The sequence below is a fragment of the Pseudomonas sp. HS6 genome (genome assembly GCF_023375815.1).
Lineage (GTDB): Bacteria > Pseudomonadota > Gammaproteobacteria > Pseudomonadales > Pseudomonadaceae > Aquipseudomonas.
This window is the reverse complement of the sequence record NZ_CP067412.1, coordinates 3,740,624-3,765,398: the sequence shown is the minus strand read 5'-3', so window position 1 is coordinate 3,765,398 and position 24,775 is coordinate 3,740,624. Positions and strand designations below refer to the sequence as shown.

20 protein-coding genes are annotated in these 24,775 nt (G+C 60.5%); 7 read left to right on the top strand and 13 right to left on the bottom strand.

Annotation, left to right across the window (positions count from 1 at the left end; genetic code table 11):
• The first annotated feature begins 200 nt into the window (after positions 1-200).
• Positions 201-3,206, top strand: a complete 3,006-nt coding sequence (locus JJN09_RS16925) for an RHS repeat-associated core domain-containing protein (protein WP_249482735.1) — start codon at positions 201-203, stop codon at positions 3,204-3,206.
• Positions 3,207-3,234: 28 nt separating this feature from the next.
• On the opposite strand, the gene JJN09_RS16920 is transcribed toward JJN09_RS16925, so the two are convergent.
• The 5 genes from JJN09_RS16920 to JJN09_RS16900 form a co-directional block, all read right to left on the bottom strand.
• Positions 3,235-3,678 (bottom strand): hotdog fold thioesterase, encoded by a 444-nt coding sequence (locus JJN09_RS16920; RefSeq protein ID WP_249482734.1) that lies wholly within the window; start codon positions 3,676-3,678, stop codon positions 3,235-3,237.
• Between the two features lie 31 nt (positions 3,679-3,709).
• Positions 3,710-5,365, bottom strand: coding sequence for an AMP-binding protein (locus tag JJN09_RS16915; RefSeq protein ID WP_249482732.1), 1,656 nt, complete (start codon positions 5,363-5,365; stop codon positions 3,710-3,712).
• Between the two features lie 82 nt (positions 5,366-5,447).
• Positions 5,448-5,900: a phosphohistidine phosphatase SixA gene (gene sixA / locus JJN09_RS16910; RefSeq protein WP_249482731.1), complete on the bottom strand. Its 453-nt coding sequence runs from the start codon at positions 5,898-5,900 to the stop codon at positions 5,448-5,450.
• On the bottom strand, positions 5,897-6,244 hold the full coding sequence (locus JJN09_RS16905) for a DUF4389 domain-containing protein (RefSeq protein ID WP_249482730.1): 348 nt from the start codon (positions 6,242-6,244) through the stop codon (positions 5,897-5,899). The genes sixA and JJN09_RS16905 overlap by 4 nt, the downstream gene beginning before the upstream one ends.
• A gap of 32 nt (positions 6,245-6,276) precedes the next feature.
• On the bottom strand, positions 6,277-7,302 hold the full coding sequence (locus JJN09_RS16900) for an NAD(P)H-dependent glycerol-3-phosphate dehydrogenase (RefSeq protein WP_249482729.1): 1,026 nt from the start codon (positions 7,300-7,302) through the stop codon (positions 6,277-6,279).
• A 196-nt stretch (positions 7,303-7,498) separates the two neighbouring features.
• On the opposite strand from JJN09_RS16900, the gene JJN09_RS16895 reads away from it, so the two are divergent.
• The 6 genes from JJN09_RS16895 (at position 7,499) to JJN09_RS16870 (ending at position 15,016) form a co-directional block, all read left to right on the top strand.
• Positions 7,499-9,622 carry a TonB-dependent siderophore receptor gene (locus JJN09_RS16895; RefSeq protein ID WP_249482728.1) on the top strand — a complete coding sequence of 708 codons (2,124 nt, stop codon included), beginning with the start codon at positions 7,499-7,501 and terminating at the stop codon, positions 9,620-9,622.
• Positions 9,623-10,555 (top strand): ABC transporter substrate-binding protein, encoded by a 933-nt coding sequence (locus tag JJN09_RS16890; protein WP_249482727.1) that lies wholly within the window; start codon positions 9,623-9,625, stop codon positions 10,553-10,555.
• Positions 10,552-12,453 (top strand): ATP-binding protein, encoded by a 1,902-nt coding sequence (locus JJN09_RS16885; protein WP_249482726.1) that lies wholly within the window; start codon positions 10,552-10,554, stop codon positions 12,451-12,453. Before JJN09_RS16890 ends, JJN09_RS16885 begins: the two co-directional genes overlap by 4 nt.
• A 247-nt stretch (positions 12,454-12,700) precedes the next feature.
• Positions 12,701-13,216: a 3-hydroxyacyl-[acyl-carrier-protein] dehydratase FabA gene (gene fabA, locus JJN09_RS16880; protein WP_003227150.1), complete on the top strand. Its 516-nt coding sequence runs from the start codon at positions 12,701-12,703 to the stop codon at positions 13,214-13,216.
• Positions 13,217-13,227: 11 nt separating this feature from the next.
• Positions 13,228-14,448 carry a beta-ketoacyl-ACP synthase I gene (fabB, locus tag JJN09_RS16875; protein WP_096818004.1) on the top strand — a complete coding sequence of 407 codons (1,221 nt, stop codon included), beginning with the start codon at positions 13,228-13,230 and terminating at the stop codon, positions 14,446-14,448.
• 379 nt (positions 14,449-14,827) lie between these two features.
• Entirely contained in the window at positions 14,828-15,016 is a 189-nt protein-coding gene (locus JJN09_RS16870; protein ID WP_096818006.1) for a hypothetical protein, read from the top strand.
• Between the two features lie 96 nt (positions 15,017-15,112).
• On the opposite strand, the gene JJN09_RS16865 is transcribed toward JJN09_RS16870, so the two are convergent.
• The 8 genes from JJN09_RS16865 to JJN09_RS16830 all read right to left on the bottom strand — a co-directional run bounded on the left by JJN09_RS16865 (position 15,113) and on the right by JJN09_RS16830 (position 24,591).
• Positions 15,113-15,655 (bottom strand): DUF2058 domain-containing protein, encoded by a 543-nt coding sequence (locus tag JJN09_RS16865; protein ID WP_007957793.1) that lies wholly within the window; start codon positions 15,653-15,655, stop codon positions 15,113-15,115.
• Between the two features lie 26 nt (positions 15,656-15,681).
• Positions 15,682-16,515, bottom strand: coding sequence for a nucleoside triphosphate pyrophosphohydrolase (gene mazG / locus JJN09_RS16860; protein WP_249490819.1), 834 nt, complete (start codon positions 16,513-16,515; stop codon positions 15,682-15,684).
• A gap of 5 nt (positions 16,516-16,520) precedes the next feature.
• Entirely contained in the window at positions 16,521-18,764 is a 2,244-nt protein-coding gene (gene relA, locus JJN09_RS16855; protein WP_096818008.1) for a GTP diphosphokinase, read from the bottom strand.
• A 124-nt stretch (positions 18,765-18,888) separates the two neighbouring features.
• The gene (rlmD, locus tag JJN09_RS16850) at positions 18,889-20,241 is read right to left on the bottom strand and encodes a 23S rRNA (uracil(1939)-C(5))-methyltransferase RlmD (protein ID WP_249482725.1); all 1,353 of its coding nucleotides are present in this window, start codon (positions 20,239-20,241) and stop codon (positions 18,889-18,891) included.
• Complete coding sequence (gene cysM, locus JJN09_RS16845) at positions 20,241-21,143, bottom strand: cysteine synthase CysM (RefSeq protein WP_249482724.1); 903 nt, start codon at positions 21,141-21,143, stop codon at positions 20,241-20,243. The genes rlmD and cysM overlap by 1 nt, the downstream gene beginning before the upstream one ends.
• A 109-nt stretch (positions 21,144-21,252) precedes the next feature.
• Complete coding sequence (locus tag JJN09_RS16840; RefSeq protein WP_249482723.1) at positions 21,253-22,275, bottom strand: YhcG family protein; 1,023 nt, start codon at positions 22,273-22,275, stop codon at positions 21,253-21,255.
• Between the two features lie 182 nt (positions 22,276-22,457).
• Positions 22,458-23,882, bottom strand: a complete 1,425-nt coding sequence (locus tag JJN09_RS16835) for a sensor histidine kinase (protein WP_249482722.1) — start codon at positions 23,880-23,882, stop codon at positions 22,458-22,460.
• Positions 23,869-24,591 (bottom strand): response regulator transcription factor, encoded by a 723-nt coding sequence (locus tag JJN09_RS16830; RefSeq protein ID WP_249482721.1) that lies wholly within the window; start codon positions 24,589-24,591, stop codon positions 23,869-23,871. The genes JJN09_RS16835 and JJN09_RS16830 overlap by 14 nt, the downstream gene beginning before the upstream one ends.
• Positions 24,592-24,775 lie beyond the last annotated feature (184 nt).

Here is a 24,775-nt window from a genome sequence, read left to right as displayed (position 1 = left end):
CGGTAAACAGGCGTTGATTGTCCGTAAGACGGCGCCCGACAGCAATGACCGTTACTGCCAGGAATGATGACAACGTTGTTTCATCGATATCCTGCAGCCCGTCGGAAAACAGACTGAACCTGTAAGTTCTGACAGTTGACGCAAATGTTCGACTCGGCACTAACTGCTGCGATACGAAACGCTTCAGGGAAGCTGTTCACATGCATAAGAACACGCCAACTGTCTCGGTACTGGATCCGCGAGGACTGGACATTGCTTCTGTGTCCTACTGCCGTGAGACGCCCGGTGCGGCAGCGGTGTCGCGTACTCATCGACAAGCCTACAACGCTGCCGGACAGGCGACCGTCAGCTGTGATCCGCGCCTGTACGCCCATATCGGAACCGATCCGGATGCCCGACCCAATCTGACGACGGTGCACAGCCTGACAGGCGTAACTCTTCACAGCGACAGCGTCGATTCCGGCCGCCGCTGGACGCTCCCCGGCGTGGCCGGTCAAAGCCTGTCCAACTGGGACGGCCAACAGACGCAGATTCAAACCGTACACGACCTGTTGATGCGCCCGACCAGAATCATCGAACTCGCTGATGGGATGCCTGCGCGCAACCGAGCGTTTTACACCTACGGCGATAACACCCCGACATTGGCTTTACACAATCAGTGCGGCCAGTTGATCCGCCTGGACGACGATGCCGGCACACTGCATTTCCCGGCTTTCGCGCTCACGGGCGGAGACACCACCCAAACCCGCCATTTTCTCGAGAAGCTCGACGAGCCGGACTGGCCCATCGCCGAGGCAAACCGGGACCTGCTGCATGAAACCGGCAGTGGTGCCACCACACGCACCCGCTACAACGCGCTGGGAGAAAGAATCAGTCTGGAAGACGCATCAGGCAATGTGCAGTTTTCCGATATGGATGTCGCTGGCCAGCTCAACCGGGTCCGCTTGAAACTCGCCGGGCAGATGGACGAAAGCGTACTGCTGCGGGATATCGAATACAGCGCTGGCGGCCAGATTCATCGGCAAGTTGCTGGCAATGGCGTGATCAGCGAAAGCCGGTATAACCCGCAAAGCGGCCATCTGATGGAAATCAAGGCCGGGGTTGCCGGCCAGCCGCCGCTCCAACATCTGACGTACAGCTACGATCGCATGGGCAATATTCTCGACATCAATGATCTGGCACAGCCCACGCGCTTTTTTCGAAATCAGAAAGTCGAACCGACCAGCACTTATACCTACAACAGCCTGTATCAATTGATTGCAGCCACTGGCTGGCAGCGGATCAACACCCAGAACGGGCCGCAGGAGCCCGCCTTCGGATCGCCAGCGGATCCCGGACAACTGGAAAACTACCGCCAAAGCTACAGCTACGATCCGGGTGGCAATCTCACGACGGTGGTGCATGTGGCTGCAAGCCATAGCTGGACGCAACGCATGGCGATTTCCCGCTACAGCAATCGAGGGCTGACACAAAACCCCGACGGCAGCTTGCCGAGCGAGGCTGAAATCGTTGCCGGGTTTGATCCCAATGGCAATAAACGCCTGCTGCAGCCTGGTCAGGATCTGAGCTGGACCCCAAGCAATCGCCTGCGCCAGGTCGATCAAGTAGTGCGCGAGGATGGCCCGAATGACAGTGAACGCTACATCTACGACGTTGGCGGTCAGCGTAAACGCAAGCTTCGCCTGGTACACAGTGGCGCCTCGATACACACACACGAAACGCGTTATCTGCCGGATCTGACCAGACGCGAAACACCGGGTGAATCCATGTCCGTCAAACTTGTGCAGGCCGGACGCTGTGCAGTCGAAGTGTTGCACTGGACTCGCGGCGGCCCCGGTGCCGATCTGTTTCAATACAGTCTGAGCAACCATCTGGGCTCAAGCCTGCTGATGCTCGACCAGCACGCCAACATCATCAGCCAAGAACATTATTACCCCCATGGCGGCACCTGCTGGTGGGCCGGTCCGGACAAGGTGCAGGCCAGCTACAAGACTCGGCGCTATGCTGGCCAAGAGCGAGATGCAACCGGTCTGTATTGCTACGGACAACGGTATTACGCACCTTGGTGGATGTGCTGGATAAGCGCCGACCCGGCAGGGGTTGTCGATGGTTTGAACCTGTATGCGATGGTGCGCGGCAATCCGGTCCGGTTCGTCGACCTTCAGGGACTGGCAGGTCTGGACACTGTCGCGGCAGTGGGTGCAACGGCGGCCCGGGACCTTCCCAGTGCCTTGATTGCCGCTGCCGTGCAATATGCCGTCGCGGGGTTCTTGTCACCCATGAGCGTGGCCGTCACGGCGGTCGGCGCCACAGCGGGCGCAATTACCGGTGGCATCAGTGGATATGCGAGTGCCAACTGGGCCAGATCCGCTCTGCACATGGATGATCCCGACAGTTGGGGCCCACTGTTGGCGCAAGTCAGCGGCGCCGCAATGGGAGCGGCGCTGGGTGCGGCACCATCCTTGCTCGGAATGCTCGACCCCAAAGGCAACACCGCAGCCGTCGCACAGATCGGCAGCGCGTTCGGCACAGTCTTTCGCGAATTGACCGCCCAGCATTTCGCCAATGCCGGACCGAGTAATCCGTCCGTGGGCCGTGCCGATTTCGTCACTGGCGCTGCCAGCATGGGAGTGGTGGGGGCCATTGGAGGTGCGGTCGGTTACGGTAGCTCGGCGTTGTTCGGCGCACAGCCGGTGGGCAAAGCCTTGCAATCGATTATTGGCGCCTCGACGTCGACCGGGCTCGGTGCAGGTGGTGCGTCTGCCGTAAGGGGACTGTCAGGCACACCGACAAAACCCTCCAAAGGCACCCCGGCCACTTTCGATCCCAAGAAAGCCGTTGTCGGCTACAGCAGCCGGCATTTCTTCTCATCGCTGGGGCAAATCGCCAACTTTACTGCCACGCAAATTCCGGGGTACAGCACGCTGGATGCAAATACCAAGGCCGCCGTGAGTCGGGCGATCAGTAGCGCCATCGGCGACTTGCGCTCGACGTTCGTGACCACCGCGACTCCCGGATTGAGTGGTGTGCTGGGACAAAACAATTACGATGTGGAAAAAGCCAAGGCTGATGTCGGTATCACCCAGGAAAACGTGCCGACCTCAAGCAGCGCGGCCTATGACCCCGCAGCCACCGAGATTTTCTACATCGCCAGCGAAACGACGCGGGGGCAACGTAAATATTCCCGGTCACAGCTGCACTATTAGACGACACACCAGTGAGGCTGCTCCCTCCTCACCGAGCCGGCGGCTGTTCTCCCAGCGGAACAACCGCCATGGTCAGCCGCGACACGCAACTGGCCTTGCCTTCATCGCTGGTCAGGCGAATGTCCCAGACGTGGGTCGTGCGGCCGATGTGGATCGGCTTGGCCACCGCCGTCACCCGGCCGCTGCGCAATCCACGCAGATGGTTGGCGTTGATCTCCAGACCCACGCAATAGAACTTGCTGGCATCGATACACAGATAACTGGCCATGGAGCCAACCGTCTCGGCCAGCACCACCGACGCACCGCCGTGCAACAGGCCGTAAGGCTGATGGGTTCGATGGTCGATCACCATGCTGGCGGTCAGGGAATCTTCGTCGAAGGACTCGAAGCGGATATCCAGCACTTCGCCGATGGTGTTTTTCTGGATGGCGTTCAACTGTTCGATGTTGGGAGTGGTGCGCCACAAGGTCATCGCAGGCTTCCTTTGTTGTTTTGATCGTCGCTCAATCCTGCCACAGCACCGCCTCGCTGCGCTCGCTCCATTCTTCGAAGCGCGCGCCATAGGTGTCTTCGATAACGTTGCGCTTGATCTTCAGGGTCGGCGTAAGGAAACCGTTCTCCACCGCCCAGCTGTCCTTGACCACCACCAGACGGCGCAGCCGTTCGTGCTTGTCGAGGGCACCGTTGACCTCCTCCAGCAACTTTTCCAGGCTCGAATGCATTTGCAGTCGCGCTTCCTCGTGGCCAGCCGCCGAAAGCACACACAGCCCCAGCGGCGCACTCAAGCCATCGCCGACCACGCAGACCTGCTCGATCCTTGTATGCACCGCGAGGCGGTTTTCAATCGGTGCCGGGGCGACGTACTTGCCTTTGCTGGTCTTGAAGATTTCCTTGAGACGCCCGGTCGGGCGCAAACGGCCTTCGGCGTCCTGCTCGCCCTTGTCACCGGTGCGCAGGAAGCCGTCGGCGGTCAGGGTCTCGGCGGTTTTCTGCGGCTCCTTGAAATAGCCGAGCATGTTGGCCTGGCTGCGCACCTGCACTTCCCCGGATTCGTCGATCCGCACCTCGACGTCCGGGCATGGTTTGCCGATCCAGCCTTGTTTGTACTGGCCTGGCAGACAAATGTGCGAATAGCCGCAGCTTTCGGTCATGCCGTAGACCTCCAGTACATCCAGTCCAAGCTTCTGATACCAGTCGAGCAAGGCCTGCGGCACTGGCGCGGCACCGGACAGGGCCACACGCAAGGCATCCAGCCCCAGGCCGGCCAGGACTTTGTGCCCGACGCGCTTGCCGATGAAGGGTAAACCGAGCAGGAAATCCAGGCGTTTGGCGGGGATCTTCGCGTACACCCCCATCTGGAATTTGGTCCAGATCCGCGGCACGCCAAACATCGCCGTGGGCCGCGCCCGCTTCAGATCCGTGAGAAAGGTATCGAGGCTCTCGGCAAAAAACACCGTCTGCCCGGTATAGATCGACGCCAGTTCGACGAACATCCGTTCGGCCACATGACACAACGGCAAATACGACAACAGCCGATCGTTTTCATTGAGGCCGAACAACTGCGTGCCACGGGTGGTGGCGAAACCGAGATTGGCGAAGCTGTGCATCACGCCTTTGGGCAGGCCGGTGGTGCCGGAGGTGTAGATGATGGTCGCCAGTTGATCGGCAGCAGGTCGCGGGTCGTCCTGGATCGGTGAGCTGCGTTGCAGGTCGTCCCAGCTGAAATCGAACGTGCCCGGCGGGTGCAGCGGCAGGCTGATGGTCGGCAGACCCGCCGGCACACCGGTCGACATCCCCGGCCAGTCATCCAGTTTGCCGATGAACGCCAGTACACTTTCCGAGTGGGTGAGAACCTGATTGACCGAGTCGGCAGTAAGGTTCGGATAGAGCGGCACCGAAACGTGTCCGGCCATCCAGATCGCCAGGTCGGCGATGATCCAGTGGGCGCAGTTTTTCGAGATCAGCGCGATGTGGCTGCCTTGGGGCAACTCCCTTGAACGCAGCCAGTGCGCAGCGCAACGGGCCTGATGGCCGACGTCGGCCCAGGTCAGCGTTTCGACCTGCCCGCCGCCAATGGGCTGCACCAGGAAGCGTTGGCGCGGGTGCCGGGCCTCGCGTTCGTAGAACACGTCCAGCGGCAATCGAAAAGCAGCAGACATGCGACTCGCTCCTTTCTTTTTGGGATGGAGCAAGCGTAGCCAACCAAGCAAGTGCTTGGTTGACTATTTCATACAAAAAAATTCACGGATGTTTGAGACTGTTCAGCGTCATCGAGCCGATCAGCAACTCGCCGTGCTCAAGCTCGGCCAGCCCGGCGGTGCTGACTTTTTCCGGCGGATAACCGGCGCCGTGTTGCAGATAACTGAGCAGATGCCCGACCAGCGGATTGTGGCTGACCAGCAGCACATTGCTCACCGACACCAGTTGCTCGGCGACGCGGTCCGGATCGACTTCCGGCGTCAGCCACTCGACCGTGCGGATCTCCGGCTCGAAACCCAGTGCCTCGCGCACCAGTTGCGCGGTCTGCTGCGCCCGCAAGTACGGGCTGGCGTAGATGGCCGTCAGTGGCTGGCCCATCAATCGAGCGGCGCTGCTGAGCACTTCCTTGCGGCCTTGAGCGGTCAGTTCCCGCTCCGAGTCGGGGCGCGAGCCATAGGGCTCGGCCTCGCCGTGACGCAATACCCAGAGTTTCATAGCTTGGGTTCCTCATCCCGGGCCGGATGCGGTGCCGGCGCGACAACGTGTGGCGCTTCAACTTCCGGGGTACGCGGCGCCGGCCAGTCGGCGAACGGCCAAGGCTTCTGGTCGCTGTGGAAACTGCCGAACCGGCCGATCTGCGCCAGAAACTGGCTCAGACTGTCGCCGAAATTCATCAGGCTGGCGCTCGGGGCGCCGTAGATCAAACGATAGATCAACTGCACCAGCACCACCGCGCCGAGGATGAACTGCGCCACTTGCCAGACGACGATGTAGACGATCATCCACAACACCCGCAACAGGATGGATTCGTACTTGGCTTCGGTTTTCGGATCGTTCATGTCTAACTCCCCTGCCCTGAAATAAAAGGCAATCAGTTGAAACCACTGGTGGAAATGAAATCGACGTCAGTCTTCGGTTCGGCGCGCATCAACAGGCCGATCACCTGTTCCAGCGTGCGACCTTCGAACAGGATCGCGTGGAGCCCGGCGACCAGCGGCATGTACACCCCGACCTCCTGGGCCTTGGCCTTGAGCACTTTCAGGGTGTTGACCCCTTCAGCGACTTCACCGAGACGCGACACCGCTTCGTCCAGACTCAACCCCTGACCGAGGGCGAAACCGACCTGATAGTTGCGGCTTTTCGGCGACGAGCACGTGACGATCAAGTCGCCGACCCCGGCCAGACCGAGGAAGGTCATCGGGTTCGCCCCTTGATTCACCGCAAACCGGGTCATCTCGGCCAGTGCGCGGGTGATCAGCATGCTCTTGGTGTTCTCGCCCATCTCCAGTGCCACCGCCATGCCAGCAATGATCGCGTAGACGTTTTTCAGTGCGCCGCCCAGCTCCACCCCGAAGCGGTCGGCACTGGCGTAAACACGGAAAGTGCGGCCATGCAGCGAGGCCTGCACGGCTTTGCAGAGTTCTTCGTCTTCGCTGGCGACCACGGTAGCGGTCAGCGCGTGTTCGGCGATTTCACGGGCCAGGTTCGGCCCGGACAGCACGCCGATACGCGCTTGCGGGGCAATTTCTTCGAGAATCTGGCTCATCAGTTTGAAGGTGTGAGCTTCGATGCCTTTGGTCAGGCTGACCAGCATCTTGCCGCTCAGGCGCTCGGCATGAGCCGCCAATACCGTACGCAGTGCGCTGGACGGTAATGCCACGAAACACAATTCGCAGGCATCTAGGGTTTCCTGCAGGTCGGTGACTGCCGTCACGCCGGGCAGAATCTTGATGCCTTTGAGATAACGCGGGTTCTCGCGATTGACCCGGATGGCCTCGGCCTGTTCGGGGTCACGCATCCACTGCCGGACTTGATGGCCGTTCTCGGCCAACAGATTGGCCACGGCGGTACCGAAACTTCCGCCTCCCAGGACCGCAATCGGGCGCTGTTCAGTCATATGTAATCCGTTAATCCATACCAGTGGCGATGCGGGCATTATACGGAGCGGCCCCTTCTCGGACAGCCCCGGCGTCAATTACCGGCACTTGTAGGAAGAAGACCAATAAAACCGAGGAAAATGCCCGCAACGTGACTGGAAAACTCATTGTCCTCGGTTAACATGCGCGCCAATTCTTTGCTATCAAGGCTGCGTCGTGTTTTCTGGCACTCCCTCCCCGCGTTCGTCCCTGCTATTGGCGCTGCTGTTCAGCCCGATGTTGCTGGCGGACGACCTGTTTCTCGACAGCGAGGCGTTGCCCCAGATCCTCACGGCCACGCGCCTGAAACAGTCGCCGGCGGAAGTCCCCGGCAGCATGACCGTGCTCGACAACGAACTGATCAACGCCAGCGGCGCCCGGGACATCAGCGAACTGCTGCGCCTGGTGCCGGGAATGATGGTCGGCAACATCAGCGGCAATCAGGCGGCGGTGAATTATCACGGGACCAACGCCAGCGAAGCACGGCGCATGCAAGTGCTGATCGACGGCCGCTCGGTGTACCGCGCCGGCCTGGCCACGGTGGACTGGAGCGACATTCCGGTAGCCATGGAAGATATCGAGCGCATCGAAGTCTTTCGCGGCCCGAACACCGTCAGCTATGGCGCCAACGCGCTGATGGCGGTGGTCAACATCATCACCCGCAACCCGGCCGACAGCCACGGCACACGGTTGAAAATCACTCGTGGCCAACGGGGCATCAATGATTTCTATGCCAGTCAGGGAACAGGCTGGAATGGCGGCGACTTGCGCCTGTCGCTGTCCGGCCAGGAAGATGACGGCTTCGACAGCGACCGCACCGGCGCCGATTATCGCGACAGTCGCCGCTTGAACCGTTTCAGCCTTGCGGTCAGCCAGACCCTCAGTGACAACCAGAGCGTGGACTGGCAACTCAACGCCAAGGACGGAACCAACCAGCGGCCTTACACCTATCGCCCTGTGTTCTCGGGGATTACCGCCGCCGGGAACAATTCCGACGTGATCGCCAAGGATTACGCCGGTTCGGTGCGCTGGAACCTGGACATCAATCCCGATCACAGCCTTTATGTACAAGGCTCGGCGCAACACTGGGATCGCCAGCAGACCTGGCGCGCCTGCGATGCCGAGGTGTCGTTCAGCCCGCAGCTCACAGAACTGTGGCAACTCAACCCGAATTACACCGAGCGCCTGGCGCGCAACATGACAATGTTCACGGGCCCCGGCGCACCGCCCGGAACGCCGCAACAAATGGCATTGGCCAATCAGGTGCTGGACCAGTGGCGTAATGGTGCCCGCCAGACCCTGTGCGGCGACATCGACCAGAGCGCCCGGGAATCGCGCTATGACCTGGAATTGCAGGACACCCTCAGCCTGTCCGACAGTCTGCGTTTGGTCAGCGGCCTGAACTATCGTTACGACCGGGCCGATTCCGAAACCTATTTCAACGGAACGCTGGACGACACCACGTGGCGCGCGTTCGGCCAACTGGAATGGCGCGCCAGCGAACACTGGCTGTTGCAGGGCGGCGCCATGTTTGAAAATACCCAGTTGATTGGCAGTTCGCTGACGCCCAGGTTTGCCGTCAATTACCTGATCAACCCGCGCCACAGCCTGCGTGCGGTGTACTCGGAAGCGATCCGCTCGCCGGACATGTTCGAGAACAACGTCAACTGGAGTTATCAGGTGACCAACCTGCGACCGACCGCCTACGGCCAGACATCGGCCCGCTACTTCGTCAAGACCCGGGGCCCCGGCGATCTGGATCAGGAGCACATGCGCTCGCGGGAACTGGGCTACAACGGCTTTTTCCCTGAATGGGGCCTGGCGCTGGACGTGAAGCTGTTCTACGACGAAATCACCGGGATGATCAGCGAGCCGCTGCGCAATAATCAGTACATCGCCAGCAACGCCAACGACTCGCGCTTTCGCGGCACCGAAACCCAGGTGGATTGGCGCCTGAGTGCGGCCGATCGGCTGCGCCTGACTTACGCCTACGTCGACGCCGAGGCGAGCAACCCGCTGGACCAGCAGTTCACCGCGCGCAACAGCGGCTCGGCCGGTTGGCTGCGCGACTGGGGTCAGGGCTGGAACAGCGCCCTCTTCTATTACGGTGACAACGCACTCAACGGCTATCGCTTCGAGCGCGTCGACACGCGCATCGCCAAACGCATCCCGCTGGGCAAGGCTCAACTGCAACTGGCCGGGGTGCTGCAACAGCGTCTGGACAATGAGCCGACCACTTTCGTCGACAACAATTACGACGAACGCCGGGTGATGTACTTCAGCGCCGAGCTGGAGTTCTAGATGCGTTACGCCATGTCACGGAAGATGCCAACGGCCGCCCAATGGCTGGCCGGGCTGTGCCTGTTCCTGACAGCCTGGCTGCACGGCGTGGCGGTGCAGGCGGCCGACATTCTACTGACCGGCGCCGAGGAAAGCCCCGGCGTGCAATCGTTCGTCCAGGCCCTGAGCGAGCTGCGCCCCACCGACCGCGTGCATTTCCAGCCACTGGCGAGCCTGCCGGCGCCGGGCAAGCTGCCGTCGAGCTTGCGCCTGATCCTGCTCGACCTGCCGAGCCTCGACTGGCGCATGCAGGAATCCCAGGGGCCGGCGACGTTGGTCCTGCGCATCAGCCGCTTGCAGGCCCGACAGCGCTTCGGCACCACCCAACCGCCCCACTTGAGTCTGCTGTGGAGCGATCCTCCGCTGAGTCGCCAGTTGCAGCTGATCCGGCGGATCCTGCCTCAGGCTCAGAGAGTCGGCGTGCTGTTCGATCAGCACAGCGAGTTCCTGCTCAAGGAGCTGCAATCGGCCGCCCAGCCACTGAATCTGCAAATCGTCCCGCAGCGCTGGGACAACACCCATGACAGCCGCCCCTTGCAGACCGTGCTGAAAAACAGCGATGTGCTGCTGGGCCTTGACGATCCCGACCTGTACAACCCGAAAACCGCGAAAAACCTGCTGCTCAGCAGTTATTCGCGGCAACTGGCGCTGATCGGCCCGAACGTCTCGTTTGTGCGCGCCGGCAGCCTTGCCAGCACTTACAGCGACCAGAGCGATTGGCTGGCGGTGCTCGACGAATTGCTCGACCGCCCACCGGCCACCTGGCCCAGAGCGCTCTATCCCGAGCGTTTTAAAGTATCAAGCAATGCGCAGGTGGCTCGTTCATTAGGGATAGAACCGATGAATGAAGCGTCTGTCGCCGAAGAGCTGGCCCAAGGAGAGCGCCGCCCATGATTTTCCGCCGTTGGGACATCAATACCCGCACCCAGTTGATCAGCCTGGGCCCTGCGCTGTTGCTGACCTTGCTGCTGATCAGCTTTTTCACCTTCGTGCGCATCCAGGATTTGCGTCAGGAGCTGAACCACACCGGCCAACTGATCGCCAACCAGCTCGCACCGGCCACCGAGTACGGGGTAATTTCCGGTAACAACGAGGTGCTGGAAAGCCTGCTCAAAGCCACGCTCGCGACGCCGAACGTGCGCTTTCTTGAAGTGCAGGACAGCGCCAATCGCATTCTGGCCTATGTCGAACAACCGTCGGATACGCACAAACGCCCGCATCAGGTCGAAGTGTTTCAGTCGCCGGTGCGACTGCAACGGATTGCCCTGCACAATGATTTCTTTCAGGACGGCAAAAGCAGCAACGGCGGCGCCAGCGAGGACTATTTGGGGCGGGTGATCGTCGGCCTGTCCAACGATGCCTTCAGCCAGCGCCAACAGGAAATCCTGCTCAAGGCCGGGATTCTGGCGCTGTTCGCCCTGCTCTTCACGTTTGTCCTGGCGCGGCGACTGGCCGGCAGCCTGTCGCAGCCGATCCGCGATATCGGCGATGCGGTCAAGGCGATTCAGGACGGTGACTACAAGACCCCGCTGCCGATTGTCGATGACACCGAGTTGGGCGCCCTGTCGCAGCACATCAACAATCTGGCCCAGGCGCTGGAACAGGCCAGCCGCGAACAGCATCAGGCCATGGCGCAACTGATCCAGACCCGCGAAGAGGCGGAAAAGGCCAACAACGCCAAGTCGGATTTCCTGGCAATGATGAGCCATGAATTGCGCACCCCGATGAACGGCGTACTGGGCATGCTGCAATTGCTGGAAACCACCGAGATGACCGAGGAGCAGATCGAATACGCGGCGCTGGCCTCCGAGTCCACCGAGCATTTGCTCAAGGTGATCAACGACATTCTGGATTTCTCGCGCATCGAGCGTTCGGAACTGGAGCTGGAGCACATTCCATTCAACCTCGCCGACCTGATCGGCGCGTGCGCGCAGTCGTTCCAGCACAGTGCGGCGCAACGTGGCCTGGCCCTGCAACTGCGGGTTCCCGAAGATCTGCGCGGTTTGCAGGTGCAGGGCGACCCGACGCGGATCCGCCAGATTCTGGTCAATCTGGTGGGCAATGCGCTGAAGTTCACCGAACAGGGTCGCGTCAGCATCGAGGCACAGTGGCAGTCGCTGGATCACGAACTGCTTTGGTTCACCTGCTCGGTGCGCGACAGCGGCATCGGGATTTCTTCGGAAAGCCTGGAATTGATGTTCAACGCGTTTCAGCAGGCCGACAGCTCGATTTCGCGTCGGTACGGCGGAACCGGTCTGGGTCTGCCGATCGCCCGCACCCTGGCGGAACGGATGGGCGGCACCTTGCGCGCGCAAAGCGAAGAAGGTCGCGGCTCGGTGTTTACCCTGGAAATTCCACTGGCTCTATATAAGCAGGCACTGCCTGCACTGGCGGCGCCGCGTGCAGTCGATGGCAATGCGCACGGCGAAGGTCGCAATGTCTTGCTGGTGGAGGACAATCCGGTCAACCAGACCGTGATCGAGGCAATGTTGCGCAGTCTGGGCTTCACTGTGAGCGTCGCCACCGACGGTATGCAGGCCGTGCGCAGCGCCGGGGGCAATCGTTTCGAAGCTATCCTGATGGATTGCCGCTTGCCGATCATCGATGGTTACGAAGCGACCCGACAGATCCGCCGCCTGCCCGGCTGCGATCATGTACCGATCATCGCCCTGACCGCCAACGCGTTGCAGGGCGACCGCGAAAATTGCCTGTCGGCGGGGATGAATGATTACCTGGCCAAGCCGTTCAAACGGAATGACCTGCAGCAGATTCTGCAGCGCTGGGTGCAGTAGGGAGGCCCTTTCGAGCATCTGCGACTGGCGTGAAAAGCGAAAGTGCGGCAGTCTTAGGCACCCGAACGAGCCTCAAAAGGGGCTTGAATAAAAATTTCAGTGCACAAGTGTACATTCATGTCCTTGGTGCTGTGACTTTCACCACAACGCAATAGTCTATGAGTAGGCTGCCGGTTCGAGGCATGAACGCGTCGATCGGTCGGGAAGATTTGCCCCACCTGCCGCATGGGATTATTGAGGAGCTCGCATGACCAAACAAAACGCCTTTACTCGGGAAGACCTGCTGCGCTGCAGTCGCGGTGAGCTGTTCGGCCCAGGTAACGCGCAACTGCCCGCCCCGAACATGCTGATGGTGGATCGCATCACCCTGATCAGCGAAGAAGGCGGCAAGTACGGCAAAGGTGAATTGGTCGCCGAGCTGGATATCAACCCTGACCTGTGGTTCTTCGCTTGCCACTTCGAGGGTGATCCGGTGATGCCGGGCTGCCTGGGTCTGGACGCCATGTGGCAACTGGTCGGCTTCTTCCTGGGCTGGCAAGGCCTGCCGGGCCGCGGCCGTGCGCTGGGTTCGGGCGAAGTGAAGTTCTTCGGCCAGGTTCTGCCGACCGCCAAGAAAGTCACCTACAACATTCATATCAAACGCGTCCTGAAGGGCAAGCTGAACCTGGCCATCGCCGATGGTTCGGTAACTGTCGACGGTCGCGAAATCTACACCGCCGAAGGCCTTCGCGTCGGCGTGTTCACCTCCACTGACAACTTCTAAGGGTTATTCGCATGCGCCGCGTCGTTATCACTGGTCTGGGCATTGTTTCGTGCCTGGGCAATGACAAAGAGACCGTCTCCGCTAACCTGCGTGCAAGCCGCCCTGGCATCCGGTTCAACCCGGAATATGCCGAAATGGGTCTGCGTAGCCAGGTTTCCGGCTCCATCGACCTCAACCTTGAAGAACTGATCGATCGCAAGATCTATCGCTTCGTCGGCCACGCTGCGGCTTACGCCTACCTGGCCATGAAAGACGCCATCACCGATTCCGGTCTGACCGAAGAGCAGGTGTCCAACCCGCGTACCGGCCTGATCGCCGGTTCCGGCGGTGCGTCGACCTTGAACCAGATGGAAGCGCTGGACATCCTGCGCGAGAAAGGCGTCAAGCGCGTCGGCCCATACCGCGTAACGCGGACCATGAGCAGCACCGTTTCGGCGTGCCTGGCCACTCCGTTCAAGATCAAGGGCCTGAACTACTCCATCGCTTCTGCCTGCGCCACCAGTGCTCACTGCATCGGTACCGCCATGGAACAGATCCAGATGGGCAAGCAGGACATCGTGTTCGCCGGTGGCGGCGAAGAGGAGCACTGGAGCCAGTCGTTCCTGTTCGACGCAATGGGCGCCCTGTCCAGCAAGCGCAACGACACCCCGGAAAAAGCCTCCCGCGCCTACGACGCCGACCGTGACGGTTTCGTCATCGCCGGTGGTGGTGGCATGGTCGTGGTCGAGGAGCTGGAGCACGCTCTGGCCCGTGGCGCGAAAATCTACGCGGAAATCGTTGGCTACGGCGCGACGTCCGACGGCTACGACATGGTGGCTCCAAGCGGCGAAGGCGCTATCCGCTGCATGCAGATGGCAATGTCCACCGTCGACACCCCGATCGACTACCTGAACACCCACGGCACCTCGACTCCGGTCGGCGACGTCGCGGAAATGAAAGGTGTGCGTGAAGTGTTCGGCGACAAGGCACCGGCCATCAGCTCCACCAAGAGCCTGTCGGGTCACTCCCTGGGCGCCGCCGGCGTTCACGAAGCGATCTACTGCATGCTGATGATGGAAGGCAACTTCATCGCCGGCTCCGCCAACATCGACGAGCTGGACCCTGAAGTGGCCGATCTGCCGGTGCTGACCAAGACCCGCGAAAACGCCACCATCAACACCGTGATGAGCAACAGCTTCGGTTTCGGTGGCACCAACGCCACCCTCGTGCTGAAGCGCTGGGAAGGCAAGTAATTCCCTTCTGCTGAGCCGCACATGAAAACGCCCCGACTGGTTCGGGGCGTTTTTTTTCGCCTGGAGAAAAGCGCTTATCCCTGTGGGAGCTGGCTTGCCAGCGATGACGTCCGCATTGCAAACATCCCTGCCGACTGACACTCCGCAATCGCTGGCAAGCCAGTTCCCACAGGGTTCTTTGGAGCGTCTGAAGATGAAACGTTTGTCATGCAACTTACCGCCCTGCGACCGAATGTCGCGTATTTGGCGGGCTCCAGGACTGTTGCAGATTTCGCAAGGATACATTGCACGAATCGAGCGTTTACTTAGCAGGCTAACAAATTCTATAACAGAGCCCTGCACACGCCTTGCTGCAGATAACAGAGATTGGAGCTAGCAGATGACTGTAAAAGTAACTGAACGCGACGATTCACACATGTCCCATGAAGGCGTAGCCGCCGGTGTACGGATCTGGGATGTGCATCAACAAGACTTGCTGGTCGGCATGTTCCACAACGAGATCGACGCCCACAACTACAAGGCCGAACTGGAACTGCTCGAACGGCAACGTGACCAACGCTCTGCCTGAAACAAATCACAGCATTGAAAACGACAAACCCCGCCATGAGCGGGGTTTGTCGTTATTGGGTGCTTCAGGGTTGCTTTGCAGCCTGGCGAGATCCGATTACCACATCAGATCATCAGGGATCACATAGGCCGCGTACGGATCGTCCTCGGCATTGACCTCTTCGACCTTCTCGTTCAACTGCACGATGCGCTGTGGATCGCGCTCCTGAATCTTCAGGGCCGCCTCACGAGGAATCACTTCATAGCCGCCGGCGTGGTGCACGATCGCCAGCGAGCCGCTGCTGAGCTTGTTGCGCATCAGCGTGTTGACGGAAATGCGCTTGACCTTCTTGTCGTCAACGAAGTTGTAGTAGTCCTCGGTGGTCAGCTTCGGCAGACGCGAGACTTCGATCAACTGCTTGACCTGTGCGGCGCGAGCCTTGGCCTCGGCCTTCTCCTGCTGCTGACGGTTCAGCTCCTGGTCGCGCTTGACCTTCTCGGCCTGAGCTTCCTGGGCAGCGCGCTGCTGGGAGTCGTCCAGTTCGATCTGGCCTTTGTGAGCCAGACGCTGTTGTTTCTGCTTGTCTTTGCTGACCTGTTTGGCCTGCTTTTGGTTGACCAGTCCTGCCTTGAGCAACTGGTCGCGAAGGGAAAGGCTCATTGATGCTTACTCACTTGGGCAACGGCTCAGCCGCAGCTGGGCAAATTCTTTTCCTGACGTTTGGCTTCACCCCACAGGGCGTCCAACTCTTCGAGGGTGCAATCTTCTATGGGTCGGTGGGTGTCGCGCAATGCCTGTTCGATAAATCGGAAACGTCTTTCGAACTTGCCATTGGCGCCACGCAGCGCGGTTTCCGGATCGACCTTCAGATGCCGGGCCAGATTGACCACGGAAAACAGCAGGTCGCCGATCTCGTCCGCCACCGCTTGCGGGTCATTTTCGGACATGGCTTCGAGCACTTCATCGAGCTCTTCACGCACCTTGTCCAGCACCGGCAACGCATCCGGCCAGTCGAAACCGACCTGCCCGGCGCGCTTCTGCAACTTGGCCGAGCGGGACAGTGCCGGCAGTGCGGCCGGCACATCGTCGAGCAATGACAGTTGCTGCGGCTCGGCGGATTTCTCGGCGCGTTCTTCGGCCTTGATCTCCTCCCAGCGCTGCTTGACCTGCTCTTCGCTCAGACGCGGCACGTCTAGTGGTGCGTACAGATCGCCGGTCGGGAACACGTGCGGATGACGACGGATCAGTTTGCGGGTGATGCTGTCGACCACCCCGGCAAATTCGAACCGCCCTTCTTCACGCGCCAACTGGCTGTAATACACCACCTGAAACAGCAGATCGCCCAACTCGCCCTGCAAGTGATCGAAGTCGCCGCGCTCGATGGCATCGGCGACTTCGTAGGCTTCCTCGAGGGTGTGCGGGACGATGGTCGCGTAAGTCTGCTTGATGTCCCACGGGCAACCGAACTGCGGGTCACGCAGTCGGTTCATCAGGTGCAACAGGTCTTCAAGGCTGTAGATCGATTTCATGGAGTCCGGTTACGCCGCGTCTCGATGATGTTCGGCAACTGGGAAATCCGCCCCAGCAACCGCCCCAATGCGTCCAGCCCCGGAATCTCGATGGTCAGGGACATCAACGCGGTGTTGTCCTCCTTGTTCGAGCGGGTGTTGACCGCCAGCACGTTGATCCGCTCGTTGAGCAGCACCTGCGAGACGTCACGCAGCAGACCGGAACGGTCGTAGGCGCGGATGACGATGTCCACCGGATAGGTGAGCACCGGCACCGGGCCCCAGCTGACCTGGATGATCCGCTCAGGCTCGCGCCCGGACAGTTGCAGCACCGAGGCACAGTCCTGACGGTGAATGCTCACGCCGCGACCCTGGGTGATGTAACCGACGATCGCATCGCCCGGCAACGGCTGGCAGCAGCCGGCCATCTGAGTCATCAGGTTGCCGACGCCCTGGATCTGAATGTCGCCGCGCTTGCCCGGCTTGTAGCCGGTGGCCTTGCGTGGAATCAGTTCCAGCTGTTCGTTGCCGCGTTCCGGCTCGACCAGTTGTTGCGCCAGGTTGACCAGTTGCGCCAGACGCAGGTCGCCGGCACCGAGGGCGGCGAACATGTCTTCGGCGGTTTTCATGTTGGCCTTGTCGGCCAGCTTGTCGAAATCCACCGCCGGCAGACCGAGGCGATTGAGTTCGCGCTCGATCAGGGTCTTGCCGGCCGCAACGTTCTGGTCGCGAGCCTGCAACTTGAACCAGTGAACGATCTTCGCCCGCGCCCGCGACGTGGTGACGTAACCGAGGTTCGAGTTCAGCCAGTCGCGGCTCGGCGTGCCGTGCTTGCTGGTAATGATCTCGACCTGTTCACCGGTCTGCAGGCTGTAGTTGAGCGGCACGATCCGCCCGTTGATCTTGGCGCCACGGCAGTTGTGACCGATTTCGGTGTGCACGCGGTAGGCGAAGTCCAGCGGGGTCGCGCCCTTCGGCAAGTCGATGGCATGGCCGTCAGGGGTAAAGATGTAGACCCGGTCAGGTTCAATATCGACCCGCAGCTGTTCGGCCAGACCACCGATGTCGCCCAGCTCTTCATGCCACTCGAGTACCTGACGCAGCCAGGAGATTTTCTCTTCGTAGTGATTCGAGCCGGATTTGACGTCGGTGCCCTTGTAGCGCCAGTGCGCGCAGACGCCGAGCTCGGCCTCTTCGTGCATCGAATGCGTACGAATCTGGACTTCCAGCACCTTGCCTTCCGGGCCGATCACCGCGGTGTGCAGCGAGCGGTAGCCGTTCTCTTTCGGGTTGGCGATGTAGTCGTCGAACTCTTTCGGAATGTGCCGCCACAGGGTGTGGACGATGCCGAGCGCGGTGTAGCAGTCGCGCATTTCCGGCACCAGCACGCGCACAGCACGCACGTCGTAGATCTGGCTGAATTCCAGACCCTTGCGCTGCATTTTGCGCCAGATCGAATAGATGTGTTTGGCCCGGCCACTGATGTCGGCGTCGACGCCGGTGGCCTGCAATTCGTCCTTGAGCTGGGTCATCACGTCGGCGATGAAACGCTCGCGGTCGAGCCGCCTCTCGTGGAGCAGCTTGGCAATCTGTTTGTATTGGTCGGGTTCCAGGTAACGGAAGGACAAGTCCTCCAGTTCCCATTTGATATGACCGATGCCGAGTCGGTGGGCGAGCGGCGCATAGATGTCGAAGACCTCCCGGGCGACCCGGTTGCGCTTCTCGTCGTCGGCGGTTTTCACTGCGCGGATCGCACAGGTGCGTTCGGCGAGTTTGATCAGTGCGACGCGTACGTCGTCGACCATCGCCACCAGCATCTTGCGCAGGTTTTCCACCTGGCCCTGAGTGCCCATCACCATCGATTGACGAGGACTGAGGCTGGCGCTGATCGCGGCCATGCGCTGCACGCCGTCAATCAGTTTGGCGACCACCGGGCCGAAGCGCTGGCTGACCGCTGCCAGCTCGATCTGGCCTTCGCGCACGCCACGGTAAAGCACCGCCGCGACCAGCGAATCCTGATCCAGCTTGAGGTCGGCGAGAATCTCGGCGATTTCGAGGCCGGTGCTGAAACTGCCGCTGCCCTCGGTCCACAGATTCTTCGCTGCATTGGACTGTTGCTCGGCCTGTCGAGCGAACTCACAGGCCTCTTTCAAGGCTTCGCGATCCAGTGCCAGATCGACACTGACCGCATGATCGAGCCAAGCCTCGAGATTGATACTGCCGTCGGTGTTGATCGGCTGGTGTGCTCTCACCTGTACCATCTTGCTTTACCTTCCCTACGACGCAGATTCAATGCGTCAAATCACTGACCTGTATTGCCCGTTCGCACTCGCGGGGCTAAGACGAGCGCTGCACGGGCGGACCAGTCGGATCAGACGAGCCATCCTAGCTCGCTTCAAATAACGCCATGGCCTCGACATGTGCCGTCTGAGGAAACATATCGAGAATCCCGGCACGTTTTAACCGGTAGCCCTGCTTGATCAATTCGACCGTATCGCGCGCCAGAGTTGCAGGGTTGCACGACACATAAACCAACCGCTCGGCGCCCAGGGTCGCGAGCTTGCGCACCACCTCGAAAGCACCATCACGCGGTGGGTCCAAGAGTACCGCAGAAAAGCCGTTTCCGATCCACTCGGCATCGGTCAAAGGCTGGGATAAATCGGCCTGAAAAAACTTTGTGTTATGCAAATTGTTACTAGCGGCATTGGCTGCGGCGCGATCAACCATGGTCTGCACGCCTTCGACCGCTACTACTTCGCGCACGGCCTTGGCCAGCGGCAAGGCAAAATTGCCGAGGCCGCAGAACAGGTCGAGCACGCGCTCATCGGCGGTCGGTTTCAACCACTCCAGCGCCTGGGCAACCATGGTTTCGTTGACCCCGGCGTTGACCTGGATGAAATCCCCCGGCCGCCAGGCCAGTTCCAGATCCCACGGCTCCAGGCGATAGCCCAGCGATTGCGTGACATCGACCGGTTGCGGCCCGTCTTCGCCGTGCAACCACAACTGCGCCTGATGGAATGCGCAGAAGTCCTTGAGGATCGTCAGGTCGGCCTCGGACAGCGGCGCCATGTGACGCAGCAGGACGGCCAGGGACGAGCCACTGAACAATTCGACATGACCCAGCGCCTGAGGTTTGCTCAGGCGACGGAGCATCTCCGGCAATCGGGTCATGATCGGCTGCAAGGGCTGTACCAGCACCGGGCATTCGCTGATCGCCACAATGTCCTGGCTGCCAGCGGCGCGGAAACCGACTTCGAGTGTTTTAGCCTTGCTGTCCCAGCGCACCGCGATCCGGGCGCGGCGACGGTAACCGAATTCCGGACCGGTCAATGGTGCAGCCCATTCTTCAGGCTCGACACCAGCGACTCGCGACAATTGCTCGGCGAGCATGCGCTGTTTCAGGGCAAGCTGTTCGCCGTGGGGCAAATGCTGAACGCTGCAACCGCCACAACGACCGGCGTGCTGACAAGCGGCCGGACGACGCAATTCGCTGGCGGTGAACACACGCTCGGTGCGCGCCTCGACCACTTTGCCGTGGGCGCCGAGTACCCGCGCCTCGACTTCTTCACCCGCCAAAGCGCCGAGGACGAACCAGGTTTTGCCTTCAAAAAACGCGATGCCGCGACCGTCATTGGCCAGGCGCTCGATCTTCAAGCGCTGCTTTTTGCCGGTCGGGATTTGCGGGGCCTTGCTGCCGCCGGTGGGCTGGAAGCGCAGGCCTCTCTCGTGCTTGGCCATCAGTTGGCCGCGTCGAAAATGCCGGTCGACAGGTATCGGTCGCCACGGTCACAGATGATCGCGACGATCACCGCGTTTTCAACTTCTTTGGACAGGCGCAACATCGCCGCCACCGCACCACCCGAAGACACACCGCAGAAGATGCCTTCTTCGCGGGCCAGACGGCGGGTGACGTCTTCGGCTTCGCTTTGCGCCATGTCGACGATGCGGTCGACACGATCAGCCTGATAGATCTTCGGCAGGTATTCCTGCGGCCAGCGGCGGATGCCGGGAATGGCCGAGCCTTCCATCGGTTGCAGGCCGATGATCTGCACGTTGTCGCTCTGCTCTTTCAGGTAGCGCGACACGCCCATGATAGTCCCGGTGGTCCCCATGGAGCTGACGAAATGAGTAATGGTGCCCTGGGTCTGACGCCAGATTTCCGGGCCGGTGGTGGTGTAGTGTGCTTCGGGATTGTCGCCGTTGGCGAACTGATCAAGCACCTTGCCACGGCCTTCGGCTTCCATCCGCTGGGCCAGATCGCGAGCGCCTTCCATGCCCTCTTCCTGGCTGACCAGAATCAGCTCCGCGCCATAAGCGGTCATCGCCGCCTTACGCTCGGCACTGGAGTTGTCCGGCATGATCAGGATCATTTTGTAACCCTTGATCGCGGCAGCCATCGCCAACGCGATCCCGGTGTTGCCCGAAGTCGCTTCGATCAGCGTATCGCCGGCGTGGATCTGCCCGCGCAACTCGGCACGGGTGATCATCGACAGCGCCGGACGATCCTTGACCGAACCCGCAGGGTTGTTCCCTTCGAGCTTGAGCAATAGGGTGTTGCTGGTGACACCGGGCAGGCGCTGCAAACGCACCAGCGGCGTGTTGCCGACGCAATCGGCGATGGTTGGGTACTGCAAGGTCATGGCGTTTTTCGCAATCCGGACAGCGGGGGCGCCTATCATACCGGCAAACCTGCGCGGCCCATATCACGCAAAGTGTGGTGCTTATGGCTTATCGGAATAAGGCGCCAGTTCAAGCCTCCTCTGACTGCGCAACATTCAAAGCATAGAACTCATGAAGTTTGGCCTGCAGAAGCTGCTTGTCCGGCAGTTGCACCTGATATTCGGCAATCAATGCGGGTGAAAGGCTGCGATTAAGTGCGTACTCCACCACTTCGTCTTCCTTGCTGGCACAGAGCAGTACGCCGATTGCAGGGTTTTCGTGGGGCTTGCGTGCATTTCGGTCCAACGCTTCCAGATAGAAGTCGAGTTTGCCCAGATACTCTGGCTCGAAGCGCCCGACCTTGAGCTCGATCGCCACCAGACAGTTGAGACCGCGGTGGAAGAACAGCAAGTCCAGGGCGAAATCCCGTCCACCGACTTGTAAAGGATATTCGGAACCCACAAAACAAAAGTCACGTCCCAGCTCGATCAGGAATTCCTTGAGGCGCGATAGCAATCCTTGATGAAGATCGGTTTCGGCGTGAGCGCCCGGCAAGTCGAGGAATTCGACCATGTAGGAATCGCGGAAAATCTCGAGTGCAGAGGGATGAGTCTGCTTCAGTACAGTGGAGACTTTTGCCGGTTCAGTGATGGTTCGCTCAAACAGGGCAGCTTTGAATTGGCGTTCCAGTTCTCGCGTCGACCACTTTTCCTGGATGGCCAACCTTAGATAGAACTCGCGCTCTTCGGGAAGCTTACTTTGAGTCAAAATGAGCAGATTTTGGGTCCAAGGCAATTGTGTCAGCAGTGCTGACACTTTTTCATTATCCCGGTAAGCCTCGTAAAACTGGCGCATGCGAAACAGGTTACGCCGAGTAAAACCGCGCAACCCCGGTTGCGTCTGGGCCAGATGTTCAGCCAATTGACCGACGACCGAATCGCCCCATTCAGCCAGTTCAATCTTGCGACTGATATGGGCACCGACCTGCCAGTACAACTCGATCAGCCGGGTATTGACTGCCTGCATCGCCTGGTGCCTGGCACTGCTTATCAACGCGAGCACTTCGTTGAAACGATCGCAGGATGAGTTGTCGGAAACGTTAGGGGCAGTCATGCAAGACTCCTTGAGGATCATTTGAAGCCTGAGCTTAAACGTTCAAGGAAGCCTGAAATGACCGTCCGTTACCCTTCGGAAACATCGCACAAAAACCCCAGAGTGCTCCGACAAAACAGGTCATGGAGGACTGTGAAGACTTCATCGCGAGCAGGCTCGCTCCTACAAACGAAGAGAGCTTTTCACACTGGATGCGGGCGACACACATCCACCACAGGAGCTGGCTTGCCAGCAAAGGCGTCGGGAGTGACGGCACTGTCATCCGCTACCAACCGCAAATTCAATCGCAACCCTGACTGACCGTTCTCGGCCCACAACATCCCACCCTGGCGCTGCACCGCATTCCTCGCAATGCTCAGCCCCAGACCGAATCCCCCATCCCCCGGTCGCGAACCATCGAGTCGGGTGAACGGCGAGAAGATCCGCTCCAGATCCGCCTCGGCCACACCGCCGCCCTCGTCCTCCAGCCATAGATGCCAGTAGTCCCCGTCACGCCGGCCATCCAGCCGCACGATGCCGCCCGCTGGAGAATGTCGGATCGCATTGCGCAGGATGTTTTCCAGCGCCTGGGCCAGGGTATTGAGATTGCCGCGCACCCAGCACGATGCCTCCACCGCACATTGCAACTGCCCTACCGGACAGCAACTTTCGTAACAGGCGTTTTCCGTGAGCATTTCCCACAGGGCCTGGATCTGGATCGCTTCGTCCGGCAGCGGTGCGCGTTCGGTTTCGAGCCAGGCCAGTTGCAGGGTGTCCTCCACCAGCCGCTGCATGCCATCGACTTCACGACCGATGCGTTCGCGCAATGGCAACAGATCCTGCTCGCTTTCGCTGGCCACCCGCAGACGACTCAGGGGGGTGCGCAGCTCATGGGACAGGTCGCGCAACAATTGCTGTTGCAGGGCAACGGTCGACTGCAGGCGTTCGGACATCGAGTCGAAGGCCCGGGCCAGTTCACCGAGCTCATCCGGCCGCTGGGTAATGCCGCTCGACAGCCGCACATTCAATTGATCGGCGCGCCACGCGTTGGCCTGCTCGCGCAGGTTGTTCAGCGGCACCACCAGCAAGCGATACAGACCAACACACAGCAACAGGGTGAACAGGCCGGGAATCACGCCGTTGGTGATCACCCGCCAGAACACTCGGTACTTGCCCGGCAGGAATCGCTCAGGCAACTCGATGACCAGGCTGCCAGCGGCCGGCTCTGTCGGGAACGGAACACGCAGCCATGGCCGGCCCTGTTTATGAATCGGCCAATCAAGTCCGCGCAAAAAAGTCAGGTGCTGGATTTCCTTTTCGTTCAGCGGATCACTGCTCAGTGACTGCAAGTTGCCGCCGATCACGCCGACCCAACCGGCCTCGCGCAATTCCATGCTCTGCAACCAGCGGTCAACGCCAACACGTCGATCCTGCCGCCATGCCTCTTCGGCTTCGGCGGCATAACGCGCGAGCGTGCCGCGTGCCTCGTCGGAGAGGAACTGGTTGCGCTCCTCCATATAGCGCCCCCAGGACCAGCTCAGCCAGATCATCAACAGACAGAACGCCACCAGCAGGCAGGCGAGCTTCCAGAACAGTGAATGCCGGCCCGGCAGGTCAGACACCTTCATCGACGGCGCTCAGTACGTAGCCCTTGCCCCACACCGTGCGCACTTCACGCTCGGTGTAGCCGATCGATTTGAGTTTGCGACGGATCTGACTGATGTGCATGTCGAGGCTGCGGTCGTGGGCCGCGTAGCCGCGCTGAAGAACGTGCTGATAAAGGAAGGCCTTGCTCAGCACTTCCTCGTCATTGCGATTGAGGGTTTCGAGCAAGCGGTATTCGCTGCGGGTCAGACCGGCCGGTTGATTGCAGTAAGACACTTCGCACTGCTCGTCGTCGAAGTGCAGACCGCCCGCCGCCGCTGGCTCAACGCTGACGGCCGGGCGCCGGTCGAGAGCGACCCGACGCAGGATCGCTTCGATCCGCACATGCAACTCGGCCATGCTGAACGGTTTGGGCAGATAGTCGTCAGCCCCCAGGCGAAAACCGCTGATGCGATCGGCCTCGGCCCCCAGTGCCGACATCAGCAGCACCGGCGTGGAGTGACTCTGACGCAGTTGCGTCAGCACGTTCAGGCCGTCGAGCCCCGGCAGCAGAATATCCATCAACACCACATCGAACGGCTGGCGCCGGGCGATGCTCAGGCCCTCGCTGCCGTTCTGGCACCAGGTGACCTGGAAGCCGCTGCGTCCCAATTGTTCGTGAACATAGGCACCGAGCACGGGATCGTCCTCGATGGAAAGAATGCGTGGCTGGCCTACAGAGACAGGAGTCATGACTATCTGCAAATAATTCTCAGTTGGGCGATTATTCAAGATTGCCCGCTGCCCGGCAACCCAAGGTTGACCTCTCGGACAAATGACCGGCGCCAAAACGACGGATCACGACATGATTTTTCCCGGGAATGCCCGCAAGCAAATCGCTACACTGCGCCCATGCCGCGTGCCGGAAGCACGTGTG

Coding starts and splice junctions, on each gene's coding strand:
- JJN09_RS16925 (WP_249482735.1), top strand. CDS start 201: ATGCATAAGAACACGCCAACTGTCTCGGTACTGGATCCGCGAGGACTG.
- JJN09_RS16920 (WP_249482734.1), bottom strand. CDS start 3,678: ATGACCTTGTGGCGCACCACTCCCAACATCGAACAGTTGAACGCCATC.
- JJN09_RS16915 (WP_249482732.1), bottom strand. CDS start 5,365: ATGTCTGCTGCTTTTCGATTGCCGCTGGACGTGTTCTACGAACGCGAG.
- sixA (WP_249482731.1), bottom strand. CDS start 5,900: ATGAAACTCTGGGTATTGCGTCACGGCGAGGCCGAGCCCTATGGCTCG.
- JJN09_RS16905 (WP_249482730.1), bottom strand. CDS start 6,244: ATGAACGATCCGAAAACCGAAGCCAAGTACGAATCCATCCTGTTGCGG.
- JJN09_RS16900 (WP_249482729.1), bottom strand. CDS start 7,302: ATGACTGAACAGCGCCCGATTGCGGTCCTGGGAGGCGGAAGTTTCGGT.
- JJN09_RS16890 (WP_249482727.1), top strand. CDS start 9,623: ATGCGTTACGCCATGTCACGGAAGATGCCAACGGCCGCCCAATGGCTG.
- JJN09_RS16885 (WP_249482726.1), top strand. CDS start 10,552: ATGATTTTCCGCCGTTGGGACATCAATACCCGCACCCAGTTGATCAGC.
- fabA (WP_003227150.1), top strand. CDS start 12,701: ATGACCAAACAAAACGCCTTTACTCGGGAAGACCTGCTGCGCTGCAGT.
- fabB (WP_096818004.1), top strand. CDS start 13,228: ATGCGCCGCGTCGTTATCACTGGTCTGGGCATTGTTTCGTGCCTGGGC.
- JJN09_RS16870 (WP_096818006.1), top strand. CDS start 14,828: ATGACTGTAAAAGTAACTGAACGCGACGATTCACACATGTCCCATGAA.
- JJN09_RS16865 (WP_007957793.1), bottom strand. CDS start 15,655: ATGAGCCTTTCCCTTCGCGACCAGTTGCTCAAGGCAGGACTGGTCAAC.
- relA (WP_096818008.1), bottom strand. CDS start 18,764: ATGGTACAGGTGAGAGCACACCAGCCGATCAACACCGACGGCAGTATC.
- rlmD (WP_249482725.1), bottom strand. CDS start 20,241: ATGGCCAAGCACGAGAGAGGCCTGCGCTTCCAGCCCACCGGCGGCAGC.
- cysM (WP_249482724.1), bottom strand. CDS start 21,143: ATGACCTTGCAGTACCCAACCATCGCCGATTGCGTCGGCAACACGCCG.
- JJN09_RS16840 (WP_249482723.1), bottom strand. CDS start 22,275: ATGACTGCCCCTAACGTTTCCGACAACTCATCCTGCGATCGTTTCAAC.
- JJN09_RS16835 (WP_249482722.1), bottom strand. CDS start 23,882: ATGAAGGTGTCTGACCTGCCGGGCCGGCATTCACTGTTCTGGAAGCTC.
- JJN09_RS16830 (WP_249482721.1), bottom strand. CDS start 24,591: ATGACTCCTGTCTCTGTAGGCCAGCCACGCATTCTTTCCATCGAGGAC.